At 41.0% G+C, this 19,074-nt stretch carries 17 protein-coding genes and 1 pseudogene; 10 read left to right on the top strand and 8 right to left on the bottom strand.

Annotation, left to right across the window (positions count from 1 at the left end):
• The first annotated feature begins 56 nt into the window (after positions 1 to 56).
• From cobQ to ACE1CI_RS08785, 3 genes are all read left to right on the top strand, one after another.
• Positions 57 to 1,529, top strand: a complete 1,473-nt coding sequence (cobQ, locus tag ACE1CI_RS08795) for a cobyric acid synthase CobQ (protein WP_413264549.1) — start codon at positions 57 to 59, stop codon at positions 1,527 to 1,529.
• Positions 1,530 to 1,542: 13 nt separating this feature from the next.
• Positions 1,543 to 1,779 (top strand): 2Fe-2S iron-sulfur cluster-binding protein, encoded by a 237-nt coding sequence (locus ACE1CI_RS08790; protein ID WP_413264548.1) that lies wholly within the window; start codon positions 1,543 to 1,545, stop codon positions 1,777 to 1,779.
• Positions 1,780 to 2,166: 387 nt separating this feature from the next.
• Entirely contained in the window at positions 2,167 to 4,296 is a 2,130-nt protein-coding gene (locus ACE1CI_RS08785) for a hybrid sensor histidine kinase/response regulator (RefSeq protein WP_413264547.1), read from the top strand.
• A gap of 15 nt (positions 4,297 to 4,311) precedes the next feature.
• On the opposite strand, the gene ACE1CI_RS08780 is transcribed toward ACE1CI_RS08785, so the two are convergent.
• A complete protein-coding gene (locus ACE1CI_RS08780; RefSeq protein ID WP_413264546.1) occupies positions 4,312 to 4,503 on the bottom strand; it encodes a hypothetical protein in 192 nt (63 codons plus the stop codon).
• Positions 4,504 to 4,737: 234 nt separating this feature from the next.
• Here ACE1CI_RS08780 and ACE1CI_RS08775 point away from each other — a divergent pair, with 234 nt between their 5' ends.
• Complete coding sequence (locus tag ACE1CI_RS08775; RefSeq protein ID WP_496615346.1) at positions 4,738 to 5,085, top strand: YggT family protein; 348 nt, start codon at positions 4,738 to 4,740, stop codon at positions 5,083 to 5,085.
• A 50-nt stretch (positions 5,086 to 5,135) separates the two neighbouring features.
• On the opposite strand, the gene ACE1CI_RS08770 is transcribed toward ACE1CI_RS08775, so the two are convergent.
• From ACE1CI_RS08770 to ACE1CI_RS08755, 4 genes are all read right to left on the bottom strand, one after another.
• A complete protein-coding gene (locus ACE1CI_RS08770) occupies positions 5,136 to 5,582 on the bottom strand; it encodes an SRPBCC family protein (protein ID WP_413264545.1) in 447 nt (148 codons plus the stop codon).
• Positions 5,583 to 5,922: 340 nt separating this feature from the next.
• Positions 5,923 to 7,383 carry a 9,9'-di-cis-zeta-carotene desaturase gene (zds, locus tag ACE1CI_RS08765; RefSeq protein WP_496615345.1) on the bottom strand — a complete coding sequence of 487 codons (1,461 nt, stop codon included), beginning with the start codon at positions 7,381 to 7,383 and terminating at the stop codon, positions 5,923 to 5,925.
• An 85-nt stretch (positions 7,384 to 7,468) separates the two neighbouring features.
• The gene (locus tag ACE1CI_RS08760) at positions 7,469 to 8,521 is read right to left on the bottom strand and encodes a bilin-binding protein (protein WP_413264543.1); all 1,053 of its coding nucleotides are present in this window, start codon (positions 8,519 to 8,521) and stop codon (positions 7,469 to 7,471) included.
• A 352-nt stretch (positions 8,522 to 8,873) separates the two neighbouring features.
• Entirely contained in the window at positions 8,874 to 10,544 is a 1,671-nt protein-coding gene (locus ACE1CI_RS08755) for a DUF6930 domain-containing protein (RefSeq protein ID WP_496615344.1), read from the bottom strand.
• Between the two features lie 338 nt (positions 10,545 to 10,882).
• Here ACE1CI_RS08755 and ACE1CI_RS08750 point away from each other — a divergent pair, with 338 nt between their 5' ends.
• The 3 genes from ACE1CI_RS08750 to ACE1CI_RS08740 all read left to right on the top strand — a co-directional run bounded on the left by ACE1CI_RS08750 (position 10,883) and on the right by ACE1CI_RS08740 (position 12,047).
• Positions 10,883 to 11,239: a HesB/IscA family protein gene (locus tag ACE1CI_RS08750; RefSeq protein ID WP_413264541.1), complete on the top strand. Its 357-nt coding sequence runs from the start codon at positions 10,883 to 10,885 to the stop codon at positions 11,237 to 11,239.
• A gap of 125 nt (positions 11,240 to 11,364) precedes the next feature.
• A complete protein-coding gene (locus ACE1CI_RS08745; RefSeq protein WP_413264540.1) occupies positions 11,365 to 11,787 on the top strand; it encodes a tetratricopeptide repeat protein in 423 nt (140 codons plus the stop codon).
• 11 nt (positions 11,788 to 11,798) lie between these two features.
• Entirely contained in the window at positions 11,799 to 12,047 is a 249-nt protein-coding gene (locus ACE1CI_RS08740; protein WP_413264539.1) for a DUF8620 family protein, read from the top strand.
• Positions 12,048 to 12,149: 102 nt separating this feature from the next.
• On the opposite strand, the gene thyD is transcribed toward ACE1CI_RS08740, so the two are convergent.
• Together thyD and psb28 are read right to left on the bottom strand one after the other, a co-directional pair.
• Positions 12,150 to 13,070, bottom strand: coding sequence for a thylakoid membrane protein ThyD (gene thyD, locus ACE1CI_RS08735; protein WP_413264538.1), 921 nt, complete (start codon positions 13,068 to 13,070; stop codon positions 12,150 to 12,152).
• A 134-nt stretch (positions 13,071 to 13,204) separates the two neighbouring features.
• Positions 13,205 to 13,576, bottom strand: a complete 372-nt coding sequence (psb28, locus tag ACE1CI_RS08730; protein ID WP_413264537.1) for a photosystem II reaction center protein Psb28 — start codon at positions 13,574 to 13,576, stop codon at positions 13,205 to 13,207.
• 178 nt (positions 13,577 to 13,754) lie between these two features.
• Here psb28 and dxs point away from each other — a divergent pair, with 178 nt between their 5' ends.
• From dxs to ACE1CI_RS08715, 3 genes are all read left to right on the top strand, one after another.
• Positions 13,755 to 15,665: a 1-deoxy-D-xylulose-5-phosphate synthase gene (gene dxs, locus ACE1CI_RS08725; RefSeq protein WP_413264536.1), complete on the top strand. Its 1,911-nt coding sequence runs from the start codon at positions 13,755 to 13,757 to the stop codon at positions 15,663 to 15,665.
• An 85-nt stretch (positions 15,666 to 15,750) separates the two neighbouring features.
• A complete protein-coding gene (locus ACE1CI_RS08720; RefSeq protein ID WP_413264535.1) occupies positions 15,751 to 16,593 on the top strand; it encodes an Rpn family recombination-promoting nuclease/putative transposase in 843 nt (280 codons plus the stop codon).
• Positions 16,594 to 16,944: 351 nt separating this feature from the next.
• Positions 16,945 to 18,198, top strand: coding sequence for an RNA-guided endonuclease InsQ/TnpB family protein (locus ACE1CI_RS08715; protein ID WP_413264534.1), 1,254 nt, complete (start codon positions 16,945 to 16,947; stop codon positions 18,196 to 18,198).
• 348 nt (positions 18,199 to 18,546) lie between these two features.
• Here the strand turns inward: ACE1CI_RS08715 and ACE1CI_RS08710 are convergent.
• A pseudogene (locus ACE1CI_RS08710) lies at positions 18,547 to 19,044 on the bottom strand (IS200/IS605 family accessory protein TnpB-related protein); the annotation flags it as partial.
• Positions 19,045 to 19,074: the final 30 nt, after the last annotated feature.

Genomic DNA, 19,074 nt, shown 5'->3' with positions numbered 1-19,074 from the left:
CAACCATCTAAAATCGGCAACTAAAATAGTCTTTAACTCCTTACATAACTAACATTATGAAAGCAATTATGGTTGTGGGCACTACCTCCCACGCAGGAAAATCACTCTTAACAGCAGCACTCTGTCGCATCCTCTCTAGACGAGGTTGGCGTTTAGCACCCTTCAAAGGTCAAAATATGGCTCTCAACGCCTACGTTACCGCTAATGGTGGAGAAATCGGGCACGCACAAGCAGTCCAAGCTTGGGCAGCTGGCATTACTCCCGCTGTGGAAATGAATCCCATTTTACTCAAGCCTCAAGGGGATATGACCTCTCAGGTAATTATTAAAGGCAGGGCTGTAGGTAGAGCCACAGCTTTAGAATATTATGAACAATATTTTCAACCAGGTTGGCAAGCAATTACCGACTCCTTACAAGCTTTAAGTGCAGAGTACGATTTGGTAATTTGTGAAGGTGCGGGAAGTCCGGCGGAAATTAACTTGAAACACCGCGATTTAACTAATATGCGGGTAGCTCGTCACTTGAATGCTAATACAATTTTGGTCGTGGATATCGATCGCGGTGGAGCCTTCGCCCATATTGTTGGTACATTGCAATTATTAGACCCAGAAGAACGAGCTTTAATTAAAGGCATAGTTATCAACAAGTTTCGCGGACAACGCAGCTTGTTACAACCTGGTGTGGAATGGGTGGAAAAATATACGGGTATTCCCGTTATTGGCGTAATACCTTGGATTGAACACGATTTTCCCGCAGAAGATTCCTTAGATTTATTTGAACGTCCTACCAAAAAAACTAAAGGCGATATTACAATTGCCGTAATTCGTCTCCCCAGAATTTCTAACTTTACTGATTTCGATCCCTTAGATGCAGAACCTTCAGTTAATCTTAAATATGTTGGCCCCAAACAAGATTTAGGTCATCCTGATGCTGTAATTATTCCCGGCACAAAAGCCACAATTGCAGACTATACCATTCTGCAACAAACAGGGATGGCAGAAGCCATTAAAGAATATGTCGCCTCCGGTGGTATGGTGTTGGGAATCTGCGGTGGTTATCAAATGTTAGGTAAAATTATTGCCGACCCCGAAGGAATTGAAGGTAACGATTCCCAACGTTGTGAAGCTTTGGGATTATTACCTTTAAGCACATTAATTACACCCCAAAAAGTAGTCCGTCAGCGTCAAGTAACCTCTAATTATCCTCAAGTCGGTTTACCTATTTCTGGTTACGAAATTCATCAAGGTCGCTCTCGTCAACTAGAAACTGAAGGTACAAAAGCTTTATTTGATGACCCTTATTTAGGGATGGTTGATTCTACAGAATCGGTTTTGGGAACTTACTTACATGGGATTTTTGATAATGGCCCTTGGCGACGCGCTTGGTTAAATTTATTGCGCCAACAACGGGGTTTGCATTCCTTACCAACCGGAATTTCTAATTACCGAGAACAAAGGGAAGCTGTACTAGATGCGATCGCAGATATAGTCGAAGCTAATCTCGATTTAAAACCTATTTTACCCACTTAATTACCAATGACAAATGACCAAAATTCATTTTCTCCCCGATAATATCACCGTCGAAGCTCAAGTAGGAGAACCACTATTAAAAGTAGCAGAACGCGCCGGAGTAACCATTCCCACAGGTTGTTTAATGGGTTCCTGTCACGCTTGCGAAGTCGAATTAGAAGATGGTAATTGCATCCGTGCTTGCATCACCGCAGTTCCCCCAGGAAAAGCAGAATTGACAATTAACTTATTTGTCGATCCCGCTTGGTAAAATCAATTTATATCCAGTTAATCAGACATACTATCCTTAAACTAAAACCTTGCTGTAGAGTAGTAGTAGAGACTTTATATATGTAGAGACGTTATATATAACATCTCTACATATATAAAGTCTCTACATTAATTTTAATCTCTCAATAATAACCAAGACAGCGAAACAACATACCCTTTTTAAATAACTTACAAGCAACTTGAGTTAATATCAAAAACTCATCTACCTTAAGAGAGATTATTATTAAAGAAAAAGTAAGATTGAATGTAAGAAACTTTGCATATATATATAGGGACTACCTCTGTCTAATTTAAATATGCTCATATAGCTGACCAACTTTGTCCTGTTCTCAAAAATTTTTTGACTCTAAAACTGCTGTTTTATGTTATGCACGACTTGATAATCAATATATTTGGCTCTGGCTCATTCATTCCTCATGGTCACTGTTATCTTTGGAAACCGAGTTTAGTTTGGTTGCATTTAAGTTCTGATGCCTTGATTGGGCTTGCTTATTATTCCATTCCCCTGACCTTGTTTCACTTCGTTCGCAAGCGAAAAGACCTACCTTTCCACTGGATATTTTTGTTATTTGCAGCTTTTATTATTTCCTGCGGTACAACCCACTTTGCCTCAATTTGGACGCTTTGGTATCCTACTTACTGGTTATCCGGGGGGATTAAAGCTGTAACTGCCGTAGTCTCAATGTATACAGCTTTAGAGCTTGTTCCCCTGGTTCCAAAAGCTCTAGCATTGCCCAGCCCTGCTCAACTAGAGCAAGCAAATCAGGCATTAAAAGCGCAAATAGAGGAACGTCTGCGAGTAGAAGCTCAATTAAGGCACTTTCAAAATGAACTGGAAGCAAGAGTCCAGTCACGAACAGTTGAACTGGTACAAGTCAATGGGCAACTACAACAGGAGATTGAGGAACGTCAGTGTGCAGAAGCAGCCTTGCGCGAACAAGGGTTTTTGTTGGAAACGATTCTGAAGTATACGGCTGATGCCATTATTGTGTGCGACGCAAAAGGAAAATTAACTTTTGCCAATCCACAAGCAAGACGACTGGCACAGCAAGATCCAAATGGCACAAATCTTGACTTCGATCTGTTTAACTGGGGAACTGCAAAAGATGCAGATGGCAACCTGATTCCTTTAGAAAATTATGCCGTTTCCAAGGCTCTGCGGGGAGAAGTTAGTTATGCGATCGAATCACGCATGGTCAGAAACGATGGCAGCTACTATGATATTTTGGTGAGCGCTGCACCTTTGCTTAAAGATGGGCAAATTGTGGGGGCGGTAGGAAGTTTCATTGACATTACCGATCGCAAACACGCCGAAACCGAACGGGAACAACTGCTGGCAAGGGAACAAGCAGCCAGGGAACAAGCAGAAGCAGCAAACCGCATCAAAGATGAGTTTCTCGCAGTACTATCTCATGAATTGCGATCGCCTCTCAACCCAATTCTCGGTTGGGCAAAGCTGCTGCAAACTCGCCACTTCGATGAACAAAAGACCAAAGAAGCTTTAGCAACCATTGAACGTAATGCCAGGTTGCAAACGCAACTAATTGATGATTTGCTCGATGTTTCGCGCATCTTGCAAGGTAAATTGGTGTTGCACCCCAATCCAGTCAACCTGGTTAACACTATTGAAGCTGCGATCGAAACCGTTAGACTTGCTGCACAAGCAAAAGGTATTCAGATTCACACAAATTTTGCTCCTAATGTCGGACAAGTGATGGGTGACTCTGCCCGTCTGCAACAAGTGGTTTGGAACTTGCTCTCCAATGCCGTAAAATTTACAGCTTCTGGCGGAAAGGTAGAGATTAAGTTAGAAAAAATCGATATTTATGCTCAAATTCAAGTTAAAGATACAGGGAAAGGCATCGATCCCGACTTTTTACCTTATGTATTTGAGTATTTCCGGCAAGAAGATGGCACAACGACTCGCAGATTTGGTGGTTTAGGATTGGGGTTGGCGATCGTGCGTCATTTAGTTGAATTACATGGGGGAACCGTTCAAGCCGAAAGCCCCGGTCAAGGGCTAGGAGCTACTTTTACTGTTAAGCTACCATTAATGCCCATTTCCGCTCCCAGGTTGCAGGAAAATCCACAAAATACTCAAGTTGCTAGTCTCTCAGAAATACAAATTCTGGTTGTGGATGATGAGCCGGATATCCAAGACATCGTATCGTTTATCCTAGAGCAAGCAGGAGCAACAGTGAGAACTGCCGTTTCTGCCGCTCAAGCACTCCAGCAAATCGAGCAATCATTACCAGATGTTTTAGTCTGCGATATTGGGATGCCAGACATAGATGGTTATATGCTAATGCGCCAGATCAGACAATTGCCACCAGAGCGAGGGGGACAAATTTCAGCAATTGCTCTGACTGCTTATGCCAGAGAAATTGACCAGCAACAAGCTAAAAGCGCAGGATTTCAACAGCATATTGCTAAACCCGTTGAACCTGAAGTTTTGGTGAGTGCGATCGCCTCACTCATCGCGAAAAAAAGTACTTAAATGTTCCTGCAATTGTTAAAGCATACTACGATTAAAAGGTTGTAGGATTTCGCTTTCAAAAAACAACGGAGTTAGATCGATTTTTGTTAGTTCTTCTTTTGTTAATGAATTTTGATGCTTATTGATAGCTCTAAATGTCTCTATCATTGCGTGAATCTGCTCGATTTGTTGAGAAGTAAGTCCAGTAACATCAAGACTTTTAGCCATTTTGGGTAATGAATTGAAGGTTGCCGATATTCTAGCTTAATTATCTTTATCTGACTGATAGATTTTCTCTCTCTTAAGATATTCAAGTTGATGTTGTGCGATAACTTGCGGATATTCAAGATTAATTATCTAACAAACGACAAAGCCGCTAAAGATGGTTGCTTAAACCGCATTCAAATAATATAATGATGCTGTTAGCCTATAGAAAAACTTTGAATAAGCTCTCTTTTTCTTATGTTATATCAAATGGGTGCAACCCAATTTTATGGAATTTATATGATATTAGCATTTATCATAAACCTGAGCATAACTTCATATTCTTTGATTTGCTTAATTAATGTTATACTTCGTTCTCCAGAAATTAGTGAAATTAGTGAAAGAAATAAAATAGCTAGAATCATATTTGCTTTAACAAATCCACCATCTCAATGGCTAAAACAAAAATTTCCTGGTATTGTGTTTACACGCAAGAATGGTCAGAATGTAGAGTTTTACCCACTCATCTTATTGGTAATTTCAGCCTCTTTAGGGATGTTTTTACAATACTTAACGGCTCTTCCGCTACCGTACTTAAGGAAATAAGTAAGTCTGATTGCTCAAAACAACCAAACTCCTCCCATCCCATCCCTCACTTAAGATTTCCCATAAGCTGCTAGTGCATATTCCTTAAATCTTTCCATATCGGCTTGAATTGTTGACTCGACAACTCTACCTAAAAACAAATTATCCATTAATTTACCTAACCACCCAGGAATGCCGTAAGCTACTGTTAATTTAACTATGCTGCTACCGTGTCGATCGTAAAATCTCACCGCACCTCTATTCGGTAAACCATCAACAGATTCCCATTGAATAATTTGATTAGGGACTATTTTTAAAATCCGTGATAACCAAGTAAAATTTATGTTCCCTGTTGCCAGTTTCCACCGAGATAAGTCTGGATTTTCTTCTAAAACATGAACCGATTCAATCCATTTCATCCAGCGAGGCATTTGTTCCAAATCTGACCACAAATTCCAGGCGAATTCGATCGGAACTGCTACTTCTACTTGTACACTATGTTCTAACCAGTCTGTCATTTTAATAATTGGTAGTTGGTAGTTGGTAGTTGGTAGTTGGTAATTTTAATTGCCAATTCTCACTGACAATTAAAATTACCATCATCTATTAACGCAAGTTGCTGGTTACAAATATTATCGGTTTGATCCCCCCTAACCCCCCTTACCAAGGGGGGAACCGGATTCAAAGTCCCCTTTGGTAAGGGGGGAACCGAATTCAAAGTCCTCTTTGGTAAGGGGGGAACCGAATTCAAAGTCCCTTTTGTTAAGGGGAGAACGGAATTCAAATTCCCCCCTTATTAAGGGGGGTTAGGGGGGATCAAAAACCCTTAAACTCATAACTAGCAACTTGCATTATTATCTATTTTTTCTGGTCTAAAATTACTTTTGCCGCTTGTCTTCCCGAAATCGTTGCACCTTCCATACTATCAATGTAATCTTGTTGGGTGTAACTACCTGCCAAGAAAAAGTTAGGAATCGGGGTTTTTTGATTTGGACGATAGAGATCCATTCCTGGTGCTTCTCGATAGAGAGATTGAGCGAGTTTGACTACACTATACCAGGTCATGTTCAATTTGCGGGAAGAGGGGAAAAGGTCATGTACTTGTTTGAGGACGTGATTTGCGATCGCTTCATTACTCTCTTTAATAAAAGGATCGCCCGGAGTCAACACTAACTGCATTAAAGAACCTTGTCCTTCTCGATAATAATCCTCTGGACTAGTTAATGCTAAATCAGCAAAACAGGAAAAATCTGCATCTGCGGTATAAAGTAAATTATCAATCCCAGAAGCGCGATACTGCTGACGCAACGCTACGCGATCGAACTTTTTACTCGCTGGGTTATCCTGTAATTCTGTCACCCACCCATCAAAGCGCATTTGCACTGTCGCTACAGGTACAGCTTCTAACTTATAAATATTGTCGAACTCTTGCCATTTGCGCCACTCTTGCGGTAAAAGTCTTTGAATTCCGGGAACGTCGCAAGCACAAACATAAGCATCAGCGGTAATAGTTTCTTCCGTTTCTCCGTTCGCAACTACTAACCCTGTAACTTTGGTTTTTCCCGCTTCTTGGGCAAACAAAATTTCTCTAGTGCGACGACGAGTATAAATTTTTCCGCCTCGTTCTTCTATATAGTTAACAATTGGTTTGTGTAGGTATTCATTAGGTGAACCTGACAACATTCTTAATACGGAAGCTTCCGTTTTGGCGGCGAAAAACTGGAAAATTGTCAGCATACAACGGGCGGAAATATTTTCGGTGTCAATGAATCCTAACGCATAAGCGATCGGATTCCACATTCTTTTTAAAGAACCTTCCGATCCCCCGTGACTCCGAAACCAATCTGCAAAGCTAATTCTATCAAGGTCGCGGATCGTTTTCATCGCTCCCTCGAAGTCGATTAAACCACGAACTAGAGGACTTGTGCCTAGCGCGATCGCATTTTGTACTTTGTCCTTTACCGAAAGTTGCGAAGTCGTAAAAAATGCCTTCAACCCATTAAAAGGCGCACCAGTAATAAACCGGAAATCTAACGCACCTGTCACGCCACCACGATTAATAAAAGTATGCGTGTGTTCCTTCAGCAGTAAGTTTTCCCCTGCTCCCACTTTCCGCATTAACTCGAATAAATTATAGTAGCAACCGAAGAAGACGTGCAAACCCATCTCAATATGGTTGCCTTCTGCGTCTACCCAGTTACCAACCTTACCCCCCACAAAGGGACGAGATTCAAATATTTCTACTTCGCATCCAGCATCGACTAGATCGATCGCTGTCGCCATTCCCGCTAATCCTGCACCAACAATTGCAACTCGCATTCACTCTTCCCTGCTCAGTTTCTTCACATATTTTAATATTAGACTGTTCTTTTTCCTATACTGGCAGGCAAGATGAGATAAAGGCTTAAATCACTAACCCATTACCTAATTTTCTCTGATTCTTTAATTCATCTGTGAAGCTTTCCGGGAATACTTCCGGCGAAAACATCTCTCGCAAAGCTTGAAAATAAGGTACAAATAACTGCTGTTCTTTTCTCCCTAAACGATTACCTATCTCCTTACCTAACAAATTAATCATTTGTCTGACTAACTCCCAACGAACTTTTAATGTGGGATAAATCATTACACATAAAGGAAACAACTCTTGCTGAATTGCGGCAATACTATTTTCGAGAACGCATACCCACAAGTATACTTGAAACATCTCTATATCGCGGATGCTAGCAGTTTTTACCACAGGATTTTTCAGACTACCTGAATAGGTTGAGTAGTTTGGGTATAACTCAATAACTCGATCGCAAATATTTCTAGCAATTTCTGTACTTGCTGGTAACAGTTGTTGAACAACTCTCAGAGTTTGTGAGTTGTAATCTTGATTAGCTGCCGCATCATAAGCTCGTTGTAACGGCATATACAAATGATCGTCAATCACTTTTAAATAATTTAATAATTCATTTTTATTTCGCAATGAAAGCTCTTCTATAAGCATTATCCCCGTATAATGAAACTGCATACTTACAAAACCTATTACTCTGGGATCGGTAGCAGTATATTTCTTCCGAATTCCTCCCAAATATGAACTGATAATTCGCGATAAATGCTGCGGTGACAGCATTTGAGCATATATTTCTAAAGTTTTTTCATAAACTGTAAAAACATCTTCGGAAATTTGCCAAGGGTCTATTAAATTAGGGTTTATCCGATGTCTTTGAATTTCTTGCCCAATCAAATATTCCGTTTTATGCCACGCTTGTAAGCTAGTATTCCGCAGGGCGTAGCGTAGTTTCTCTGCTATTAATATCCGCTTATTCTGAGCAGATAATTCTTTTTCTTCATCTAGCCTATCTGTATGCTCTTCCAAGTTCTGCACGTACTTTTTAGCCCATTGTTTAGCTAGAGATTGGATTTGTCTACCATTGGGTATATTGGCATCCTGATGTTCTAGTTGTGGCATCATATCTTTAAAACTTCTTCTGGTCTTTAACTTGGAGAACTAAAGAGTTAACTAAACCTTGACTATTTTACTTTTACAAGGTAAATTTAACATTAGTTATCTACTTAATAAATATTAACATTAAATTGATCGATTGGGACAAACAGGTTTTAGTAGCCTAAAATACATTTGTTTAGGCGATCGCACAAAACGAATACTGGAACATTAACATGAGACTATTTGCACAATATTTAAAGATTTCAATAAGATTAGTTAGTTGCATCAGATCCCCGACTTCTTGAAGAAGTCGGGGATCTGATGCAAAGATCCCCGACTTCTTCAAGAAGTCGGGGATCTTTGTACCTTTCTGGGAGAATCATTCCCAATCTAATTGAATTATTCGTTGCAGAGTTCCTAAACCTGCTTCTTGGTGGGATATAAATTTAGCGGAAAACAAAGCCATCATATCTGGTAATTTTGGATTGCCTTTAGAAGCACCCTTTAAGCCTCTAGCAACTAACAAACCACAATTACCTTTAGTTTTCTTGACGCGAGAATCCCACTTTTTCCGCGCTTCTTTATGTGTAGGATCATCTTGGCTAAACTCGCCAAACAGGTACATTTCCCCATTTTTTGTTTGCAAAATGCCTAAATCATAAACATCGTTTTCCAAGGGATCTTCACCAGGATTAAAGAATATAGTCTCTAAACCGCCTGCTGCTTCTATTTGTTCAATCAATGTTATTGCTTTCGGGCGAGAACTTTGGATTAAAATTACTGGGAAACCATCCCCGGTTTTGAGGACATTTTCTGCTAATTGAATACTATCTAAGTGAGAACGCAAATAATCCATCATTTCCCAAGGAATCATCCCAATACTGACGAAAGAATCTGGTGGAATTAAATCATCGCGCAATGCAGGCGAGAGTTCATCTTCATCTTCATCTTCATCTTCATCTTCATCTTCATCTTCGAGATCGTCTAAACTTTGCGAACTAGCCATTTCCCATAGTTCTTCTGTTACTTCTGGCAAAGTTGCCACTTTCACAGATACTAGATGATTAGTTTCAGATTCTTGGGGCAGAGTAATGCGGTAGTTACTATTAATTTTGGGAATGTCATCAATGGAGAGTCGGCGACGATGCTGACGCAAAAACCGATTTAAAGCTGTGAGGGCGACAAAAACTGTTAAGGCTTCTTCTTCAAATAAAGAAGCTCTTAAACCTTCTAGAGGATGAATATTACCAAAATTGGGTTCGACTTCCGACAATGATAAATCTGCTAGATCGAGATCTTCCTCGTCGTAGTCTTCAAACAAATCTTCTGTTCTTTCAAAGGTGATAAATAGACAATCTTGTTTGAGGAAAGATTCTTCTAGTTGTTCGATCGAACTTTCTTGCTGTTGTAACACCGAAGCGCGAAATTGTTTCAAAGAATCCAAAGAACGGTATAACAGAATGCCGTATTCTTTGCCTAACATTCCTAAAATCGAGACATATAAAGTTTGAATGTCCCATTTATTAATCTCGATCGCAATTATCTCATGTTCCTCTAAAACTTCCCAAGGCGCACTCTGCCAAATTTCCTCCGCTACTATCATCAAGTGTCCCGCATATTGGGGAGGCAAATTTGGTGGTTGAGAGTTTTGATCTTCTTCAAATTCCCGAAATAGTTCATCAATTAGCGGTAGATTAGGCACATATTCAATAGCAATACCTAAATCTTGCAATATACCTCTTAAGTAAAATTGAATTTCTCGATCGCGCACCACAATTTTTTGTGGTTTACCGGGTTTTACAGGCCCTTGGGGATACTCCATCGCCCGTAACAAAGTCCGCACAATTGCTTCCGGGCCTACCTCCGAGCCTACCACATCCATCGCCCGGACAACTCCTTGGCTACCATCGACCCAGACAATACATTCCTTTTGTCCATCGTAGTCAGGCTCAACATTAGCAGATAAATGTCGGCGATCGCCCTCCCAAACGCTGGGAATTTGATTTAAATTATTTAACCGACGATAGGTAGAGCGATTAAGAGTTGTCATAGAACAAGGCAAAAGAAGAAACTATAATTGTCTGAGAATTTATGCTCAGGGACTTAAAGTGAGGAGCAGTTAAGGTTTTAGATGAATCTAGCTGCTCAAGTTACAGAGAAAGACTCCCTTTCTCTACACACTACACCCAAAACCCCTGATTGTGTTTGGACTTTACCCAAGCACTTAATATTTTAAGTGCAGTCCATGTGTAAATTAAGGCTGTGATGTTTATAAAATTTATCCTAAAACTTAAGATTCACTCACCGATTATTACAAGCCGGATAAAATGTAATGATAGGCAAATATAGTCGATGCGATCTGGCATTTTTAAGGAGTAGCACAAACCCATGTCTACAGCAACTCAGTCTCAACAAAAAGGTCTGCAAGTAACCGATGCTGCCCTCGCGCAACTAAAACTTCTAAGGGACAAACAAGGTAAAGACCTCTGTCTACGGGTAGGCGTGCGCCAAGGCGGTTGTTCGGGAATGTCCTACACAATGGACTTTATTGAGCCTAGCACTATTCGGGAAGAGGATGATGTTTTTGATTATGACGGCTTCCAGTTAGTCTGCGATCGCAAAAGTTTACTTTACATCTACGGTCTGATGCTTGACTTTAGTGATTCTATGATCGGCGGCGGTTTCCAATTTACTAACCCCAATGCCAGTCAAACCTGTGGTTGTGGAAAATCTTTTGCTGTTTAATAATAAGCAACGGAGCATTTTAGATTTTAGCTCTCTATTTTGGTCTATAATCTAAAATTCTCCCTCAGACCTCAGATTTATTCTCTAGGTCAATCTAAAATCTAAAATCTAAAATCTAAAATCGAATGACTCAATCTGTTGACTCTCTGTTTGAATCGGCTATAGAACGTTACAAAGCTGGAGAAGAAGCAAAAGCGTTAATTCCAGTGTTTAAGGATATTTGCGATCGCACTCCCAAAAGTAGCGCTTCTTGGACTTGTTTAGCTTGGTTATACTTACTGGAAAATCAACCAAACAACGCTTTAAAAGCTGCTAAAACCGCAGTAAAATTAAATCCCCAAGACCCCCAAGCCAGAGTAAATTTAGCCTCAGCAATGTTAGAATCTGGGCAAACTGGAGTCCGTCAACATATCGAAATTGTGCAACAAATAATGGCATTAGATGCAGAAATTCGCCAAGAAATTATAGATAACATCCAAGATGGTTTAACTAGAAAACCAGATTGGCAAAGTTTAATTCGGATTCAAAAATGGTTGTTGGGTAATTAATTTGAGTAGTCATGAAAGAGAAATTTCTAAATTGGCTGAATTTGGCTTTGATGTGCGATTTCTTCCTAGTTTTGATTAGTTTTTTCTGGTTAGCGATCGCAGTTATCGGCGAAACAACAGGCGTTAATCTAGGTTGGAATCTCTGGCAAAAACTCTGGGAACCCGTCTTTACCCCAGCCATTGGTATTTTAATGGCTGGAGCAATGATTAGCGGCATTACTAGCTGGATCTCCAAAAAATTAGACTCCAAAGCTAGTTAAAGGCAGAAGGCTCCAAGGCAGAAGATAAAAATTCCCAAGAGTCCCAAGAGTCCCAAGAGTCCCAAGAGTCCCAAGAGTCCCCAGTACCAAGTCCCCGTTCCCTTAACTCAAAAAAGATTTCAAAGCTGGCTTTAAATCGGGGTATTTATAAGCAAAACCCGACTCTAAAGTGCGGTTTGGTAAAACTTTTTGACCTTCCAAAACTACCATTGCCGCATCACCCAAGAGCAATTCTAAAGCAAAAGCGGGGACAGGCAACCAAGAAGGTCGATGCAATACATCTCCTAAAGCGTGACAAAAGTCAGCCATTCTGACAGGATTAGGAGCAGTAGCATTATAAACTCCTTCCATTTCTGGTTGTTTTAAAGTAGCGACAATTAAGCTAACTAAATCATCAACTTCTATCCAAGAAAACCACTGTTTCCCAGTGCCAATTGTACCCCCGGCGAATAATTTAAATATAGGCAGCATTTTCGCGATCGCACCACCCATACCCAAAACTACCCCCAAGCGCAAAATCGCCAATCTCACCCCCAAATCTTTCACCTTCTGCGCTTCTGCTTCCCAAGCAATACAAACTTCGGAAAGGAAATCATTACCCGGAGGACTATTTTCTGCAAAAGTAGCAGTTTCGCTAGTGCCATAATAACCAACTGCCGAAGCATTAACTAAAACTGAAGGTTTTTGTTCGGCTTTCGCAATAGCCTCAACTAACTTTTGCGTACCAATTTTGCGGCTATCAATAATTTCCTGTTTTCGTTCTGCTGTCCAACGACCTTCACCGATCGCAGCACCAGCCAAATTTACCACACCATCGCAACCAGAAATTACCTTTTGCCAATCTCCAGATTGTAGAGGATTGTAATTAACAATTTCCAGATTTGGGAAAGCAGATTTGGGAAAAACTCGACTAGCACGATCGGCATTGCGAGTGAGGATGACAATGCGATCGCCCGACTCAAGCAACCTTTTAACCAAATAACTTCCCACAAATCCTGTAGCACCAGTAATTACAACTTTCATTCTCACCTCCCATCTTTAACTATCCAATCATCTGTGTATCCAGCCTTAAAACTAAGCGTACATCTGTGTTTATCTGTGTGCATCTGTGTACATCTGTGGTAAAAAAAACCAAGATTTTGGCTTTGGCAATAAGTCTATTTATTTTCGCCGTAAGCCATACCATTAGCCTCAGCGTAGCGATTCATAAACCGCATAAATCTTTCCCAATGGTCTTCGCGATCGATCTCAAACCTACATTCTACCCTTGCTAAATCATCACCTTCCGGCCCACCAAAAATAAACTTTACCCCGCTTGGTTCAACCGTAATTTCCCCTTCCGAATCGGTCAACCGCAGCGCATTAGAAAACCTGCTTTTAAAACTATTAAAATTTTCCACAGCCTTCAACTGCTTAAAAACCATCAGCACAGATTTAGTACCTGTAGAACGATTGCGGCGTAAACTCACATCAGCCAACTCTTCAGAAATACCTTCAAAAAACTGGATAGTCGGAATTTGAGCACTCATGTAATAAAGATAAAGAAACTTAACAATTAGTATAACGGTAGTGGGTAGTGGGTAGTGGGTATTAGGTAGTGGGTAATCGGATTGCCATCACCAACTACCAACTACCCACTACCCAGTCCCCAAATCCTCTAAAGTGAAGAATGTAAATAAAATCTAATAGTCGAGAGAGTAGGCCAGTATGCACTTGAGTGAAATCACTCATCCAAATCAGTTGCACGGTCTGTCAATACACCAGCTGAAGCAAATTGCCCGACAAATTCGGGAAAAGCATCTGCAAACTGTGGCAACCAGCGGAGGACACTTGGGGCCAGGTTTGGGTGTAGTAGAACTGACTCTGGGACTTTATCAAACCCTAGACTTAGATCGAGATAAAGTCATTTGGGATGTGGGACACCAAGCTTACCCGCACAAGATGATTACCGGAAGATATAACAACTTCCACACCTTGCGGCAAAAAGACGGTGTTGCTGGATACCTGAAACGCTGCGAAAGTAAGTTCGACCATTTTGGCGCAGGTCACGCTTCCACTAGTATTTCAGCTGCCTTGGGAATGGCCTTGGCGCGAGATATGAAAGGTGACAACTTTAAAGTGGTAGCAATCATTGGTGATGGTTCCTTAACAGGAGGCATGGCATTAGAAGCAATTAACCATGCTGGACATTTGCCAAAAACCAATCTGTTAATCGTACTCAATGATAACGAGATGTCGATTTCTCCCAACGTGGGGGCAATTTCTCGTTATTTGAACAAAATGCGCCTCAGCGACCCGGTACAGTTTTTCACAGATAACTTAGAAGAACAATTTAAGCATTTGCCTTTTGTGGGTGAATCTCTCTCTCCAGAGATTGACAGAATCAAAGAAGGGATGAAACGTTTAGCTGTACCCAAAGTCGGTGCAGTTTGCGAAGAATTGGGCTTAACCTACATGGGGCCTGTGGATGGTCACGACCTGGAAGAGTTGATTTCCACATTTAAGCAAGCACACAAACATACTGGGCCTGTGCTGGTTCATGTGGCAACTGTGAAAGGTAAGGGTTACGAGATGGCTGAAAAAGACCAAGTTGGCTATCATGCTCAAAATCCCTTTAACTTGGCGACTGGCAAACCTATTCCTTCCAGCAAACCCAAACCGCCTGCTTACTCGAAAGTTTTTGCCCACACTTTAGTCAAATTAGCCGAAAATAACCCGAAAATTGTGGGGATTACGGCAGCAATGGCTACGGGAACTGGGTTAGATAAATTGCAAGCTAAATTGCCCAATCAATATATTGATGTGGGTATTGCGGAACAACACGCTGTTACTATGGCAGCTGGTTTAGCTTGTGAGGGAATGCGCCCAGTAGCGGCGATTTATTCTACTTTCTTGCAACGGGGCTACGATCAAGTAGTTCATGATGTTTGCATTCAAAAATTACCCGTGTTCTTCTGTATGGATAGGGCGGGAATTGTGGGTGCAGATGGCCCGACTCACCAAGGGATGTATGATATCGCTTATCTGCGTTGTTTGCCGAATATGGTGCTGATGGCTCCCAAAGATGAGGCAGAATTACAGCAGATGATCGTGACGGGAATTGATTATACTGATGGTCCGATCGCCATGCGTTATCCTCGTGGTAACGGCTACGGCGTACCTTTGATGGAAGAAGGTTGGGAACCTCTGCCCATTGGTAAAGGTGAAGTGTTGCGCCAAGGCGATGATGTATTGCTCTTAGGCTACGGTTCAATGGTTTACCCAGCAATGCAAGCAGCCGAAATCCTCAGCGAACATGGCATTGAAGCAACTGTGGTGAATGCCCGCTTTGTCAAACCTTTGGATACAGAATTAATTTTGCCCTTGGCTAAACAAATTGGTCGAGTGGTGACTTTGGAAGAAGGTTGCATCATGGGCGGTTTTGGTTCAGCTGTAGCAGAAGCAATGCTAGATCATAACGTTTTGGTGCCGATAATTCGGGTTGGCGTGCCTGATATTTTGGTAGATCATGCTACACCAGAACAATCAATGGCTGATTTGGGTTTAACTCCACCCCAAATTGCCGAAAGAGTGCGTTTGGCTTTTTTCAGTCAGCAAGTCTCGGCTACTGTTAGTTAGCTAAAAAACTTTTTTGTTTGATAATCCCCGGCGATAAATCGACGGGGATTCTTGCATATATTAAGCATTCGCAACTCTTCTAACTATGCGGCGAGATTCCATCTTTTACCAATTATTCCAACAATCGCCAGAACTGTTGTTTGAGCTACTGGATCATCCTCCTGCCAATGCTGGAAGCTATCGGTTTGATTCGGTTGCTGTTAAAGAACCCAAGTTTGAAATCGACGGGGTATTTCTCCCACCAGAATCGGAAACACCTGGAGTTGTTTATTTTTGTGAGGTACAGTTCCAAAAGGATGAACTACTTTATGAACGATTGTTTGGGGAATCGTTTCTTTATTTTTATCGCAATCGTTCTCGCTTTAGTGATTGGCAAGCTGTAGTGATTTATCCATCCCGAACGATCGAGCAAAGTCAAACCCTTCCATATCAAGATTTATTGAATGGCGATCGCGTTCATCGAGTATATCTCAATGAATTGGGCGAAATGGCTCAATTACCCTTGGGCGTTGCGTTAATGGTATTAACAACGCTTCAGGAAAATCAAGCTGCGATAGAAGCGCGAAATTTGCTCTTCCGTTCACGACAGGAATTACCCCCACAAACGAGTCGTGCCATCATGGAAATGCTAGCAACAATTATGGTGTATAAGTTCACAAATTTAAGTCGGCAAGAGGTTGAGGCAATGTTGGGAATCACGCTTGGGCAAACACGGGTGTACCAGGAGGCAAAGGAGGAGGGACGAGAAGAAGAAGCGAAATCGCTCATCCTACGCCAACTAACTCGAAGAGTGGGACAACTCCCTGAGTCAGTCATATTACAAATTAATACCTTATCTATCACCCAACTAGAATTGCTGGGGGAAGCGTTGCTGGATTTCTCTAATCTGTCTGATTTAGAGGTATGGTTGGCTCAACAGGAACAGTAGGTTAGCTATATTGTGGGAAGTTTGATGCTTCAAGTTGGCAACGACACGGAGCGATCGCTTTCTTCCACTCATCGAGCAAAAAGTGCGATCGCATCAGCAATCCGCCTTCATAATTTATCAGTTGCCTGAGATTGGTATATTCTATCAATGCGTCAGTTGCTAACTAAATCTAATTGCTGTTTCATAATTATTTTTTACCTAAAATGTCGGATGAATGCCCCCGTGGAGAGCGCAGCTTAACGGGGGATGAAATCCGACCAACTAACGAGAGAAGCGTAGCAACGATTTAATTCTACCATTCATGGGTAAAGCCTGTTAAACTAAGGCTAATCCAAGGTCGAGGATAAACAAATGCTAGTTGTAGAAGCCAAGCTAAAGGGCGGCACTCCAGAACAATACCAAAGACTAGAAGAAGCCATTAAAACAGCGCAGTTTGTGAGAAACAAATGCGTCAGATATTGGATAGATAACAAAGGAACTACACGCAATGACTTGCAGAAACTTTGTGCCATTTTAGCTAAAGATTCTACGACACCTTGGGTAAACAAACTTAATTCACAAGCACGACAATCAAGTGCAGACCGAGCATGGAATTCCATCGCTCGGTTTTATGCTAACTGCCGGGATTCATCAATTAAAAAGAAAGGTTTCCCAAAATTCAAAAAGCACAGTAGGTCAGTGGAATATAAAGCTAGTGGCTACAAGCTTTCTGATAATAGAAAACAAATCACTTTCACTGATGGATTTAAAGCAGGAACATTTGATTTGTGGTGTTCTCAAAGGACTATTGTCTATTACTCAGAACAGCAAATTAAGCGGTTGAGAGTAGTAAGGCGTGCTGATGGCTATTATTGTCAGTTTGTGATTGACCATGAACGAGAAGAGAAGCACGAATTCACTGGTTCTGTTGTGGGAATCGATTTAGGATTGAAAGAATTCTACACCGATTCCAACGGAAATACCATAGAAAATCCTCGCTTCCTCCGTCAAACAGAAAAGCGCTTAAGAAAAGCCCAACGTCGGCTATCCAAGCGCCATAAAAAAGGTCAAAAACAATCAAATAACTATCATAAACAACGGCGAAAAGTAGCCAAGTTACACTTAAAAGTTTCTCGACAACGTAAAGACAGAAGCATAAAAGATGCTCTGGCGTTAATCCAATCTAATGATTTGGTAGTCTATGAGGCTTTAAAGGTATCGAATTTGGTGAAGAATCACAAGTTAGCGAAAAGTATTAGTGATGCTTCTTGGTATCAATTCACCCATTGGGTGAATTATTTCGCCAAGATCCACAAGGTAACTTGTATCGCTGTACCACCGCAATTCACGACTATTGATTGTTCGGTTTGTGGGGCTAAAGTCTATAAGACTTTAAGTACTAGAACTCACCAATGCCCCCACTGTAAAACAGTTTTGGATCGTGATTTAAACGCCGCAATTAATATTCTTAAAAAAGGGTTGAAATATTTGGGAGAATATCTCAACGGTACTGTAGGGCATACAGAAACCGACCCAAACGACTGGGGAGAATCCGGCCTCTGGGTCTTCAACAGAGATGCGGTAAAGTCCTTTACAAAAACTAGCAGGAAGTTTTTGCTTGGTTAAATTAGCCGTTTGTGATGATTTCTTTTTAATCATCATCCTTCGTTGGTTTCTTCGGTCTATGTCTCTAGTAGGGTTAATAAATTTCCTTGCTTTTACAGTACCGTTTTTGCCAACGATTGATACTGTGGCAGCATTATTAATGCCCATGTCAACGCTGCACACAAATCCTGAATCCTCTCTGTCAACTTTCTTAATTTGAATAGGCATAGAAAGCTGACACTTATTTTTATTAACAACTAAAGCAGGTGATTGTATCTCGTTCCCATCGATTAGGTGACGAGATAAACCATGCCTCTTGATTTTAATATTCTCAAGCCATACCCAATCAGTCCCACTCCATATTTTAATATCTACAGTTTGGTAATTTAATCCATACCTTACCTGCTGACCTTTATATAAGGCAGGATAGGTTTTACACAAAACAGTTAACCTTGGGGGTTTAGCTGTTTTGTGCTTTCTTATGCCTGATTGCCATTCATAATATCGACTATGAAAACTTGAAACTATGCCAATGGCATCGGCTATTGCTGCACGTCTTAAGTAGCTAGGGAACTTTCTGAAAAACGGGTATTTATCAATTACTTTTTGAAAGTATTTATGTTTTGGACTGGGGTTATCTGCGGTTTGATGAATCATCTTCTCAACCGCGTTGACCCTCTCTTTTGATGTCAATTCACCAAGAACACACCATTGAGCATTAACAACAATAACTAAAGGAATTAAGAATTTACGATATGCCTCTACCGTTAAAACCATTTGGTGTTTTTGCTCTTTGCTTGCCGACAACTCCCAAATGTCTGTTCTAACTTCTTGCGTGGGTTTTCTTTTAGTTCTCGCTTTACTCATAGCGTGTCCTCGACCTTGACAGGGATATAA

Source organism: Floridaenema flaviceps BLCC-F50, from assembly GCF_041929275.2.
GTDB classification, from domain to species: Bacteria; Cyanobacteriota; Cyanobacteriia; order Cyanobacteriales; family Aerosakkonemataceae; genus Floridanema; species Floridanema flaviceps.
The sequence above is the reverse complement of the archived record's forward strand: the minus strand, read 5'-3'. Positions and strand labels throughout refer to the sequence as shown.

Bases quoted from the DNA above. Each gene is read 5' to 3' on its own strand.
- cobQ (WP_413264549.1), top strand. From the start codon at position 57: ATGAAAGCAATTATGGTTGTGGGCACTACCTCCCACGCAGGAAAATCA.
- ACE1CI_RS08790 (WP_413264548.1), top strand. From the start codon at position 1,543: ATGACCAAAATTCATTTTCTCCCCGATAATATCACCGTCGAAGCTCAA.
- ACE1CI_RS08785 (WP_413264547.1), top strand. From the start codon at position 2,167: ATGCACGACTTGATAATCAATATATTTGGCTCTGGCTCATTCATTCCT.
- ACE1CI_RS08780 (WP_413264546.1), bottom strand. From the start codon at position 4,503: ATGGCTAAAAGTCTTGATGTTACTGGACTTACTTCTCAACAAATCGAG.
- ACE1CI_RS08775 (WP_496615346.1), top strand. From the start codon at position 4,738: ATGTTATATCAAATGGGTGCAACCCAATTTTATGGAATTTATATGATA.
- ACE1CI_RS08770 (WP_413264545.1), bottom strand. From the start codon at position 5,582: ATGACAGACTGGTTAGAACATAGTGTACAAGTAGAAGTAGCAGTTCCG.
- zds (WP_496615345.1), bottom strand. From the start codon at position 7,383: ATGCGAGTTGCAATTGTTGGTGCAGGATTAGCGGGAATGGCGACAGCG.
- ACE1CI_RS08760 (WP_413264543.1), bottom strand. From the start codon at position 8,521: ATGATGCCACAACTAGAACATCAGGATGCCAATATACCCAATGGTAGA.
- ACE1CI_RS08755 (WP_496615344.1), bottom strand. From the start codon at position 10,544: ATGACAACTCTTAATCGCTCTACCTATCGTCGGTTAAATAATTTAAAT.
- ACE1CI_RS08750 (WP_413264541.1), top strand. From the start codon at position 10,883: ATGTCTACAGCAACTCAGTCTCAACAAAAAGGTCTGCAAGTAACCGAT.
- ACE1CI_RS08745 (WP_413264540.1), top strand. From the start codon at position 11,365: ATGACTCAATCTGTTGACTCTCTGTTTGAATCGGCTATAGAACGTTAC.
- ACE1CI_RS08740 (WP_413264539.1), top strand. From the start codon at position 11,799: ATGAAAGAGAAATTTCTAAATTGGCTGAATTTGGCTTTGATGTGCGAT.
- thyD (WP_413264538.1), bottom strand. From the start codon at position 13,070: ATGAAAGTTGTAATTACTGGTGCTACAGGATTTGTGGGAAGTTATTTG.
- psb28 (WP_413264537.1), bottom strand. From the start codon at position 13,576: ATGAGTGCTCAAATTCCGACTATCCAGTTTTTTGAAGGTATTTCTGAA.
- dxs (WP_413264536.1), top strand. From the start codon at position 13,755: ATGCACTTGAGTGAAATCACTCATCCAAATCAGTTGCACGGTCTGTCA.
- ACE1CI_RS08720 (WP_413264535.1), top strand. From the start codon at position 15,751: ATGCGGCGAGATTCCATCTTTTACCAATTATTCCAACAATCGCCAGAA.
- ACE1CI_RS08715 (WP_413264534.1), top strand. From the start codon at position 16,945: ATGCTAGTTGTAGAAGCCAAGCTAAAGGGCGGCACTCCAGAACAATAC.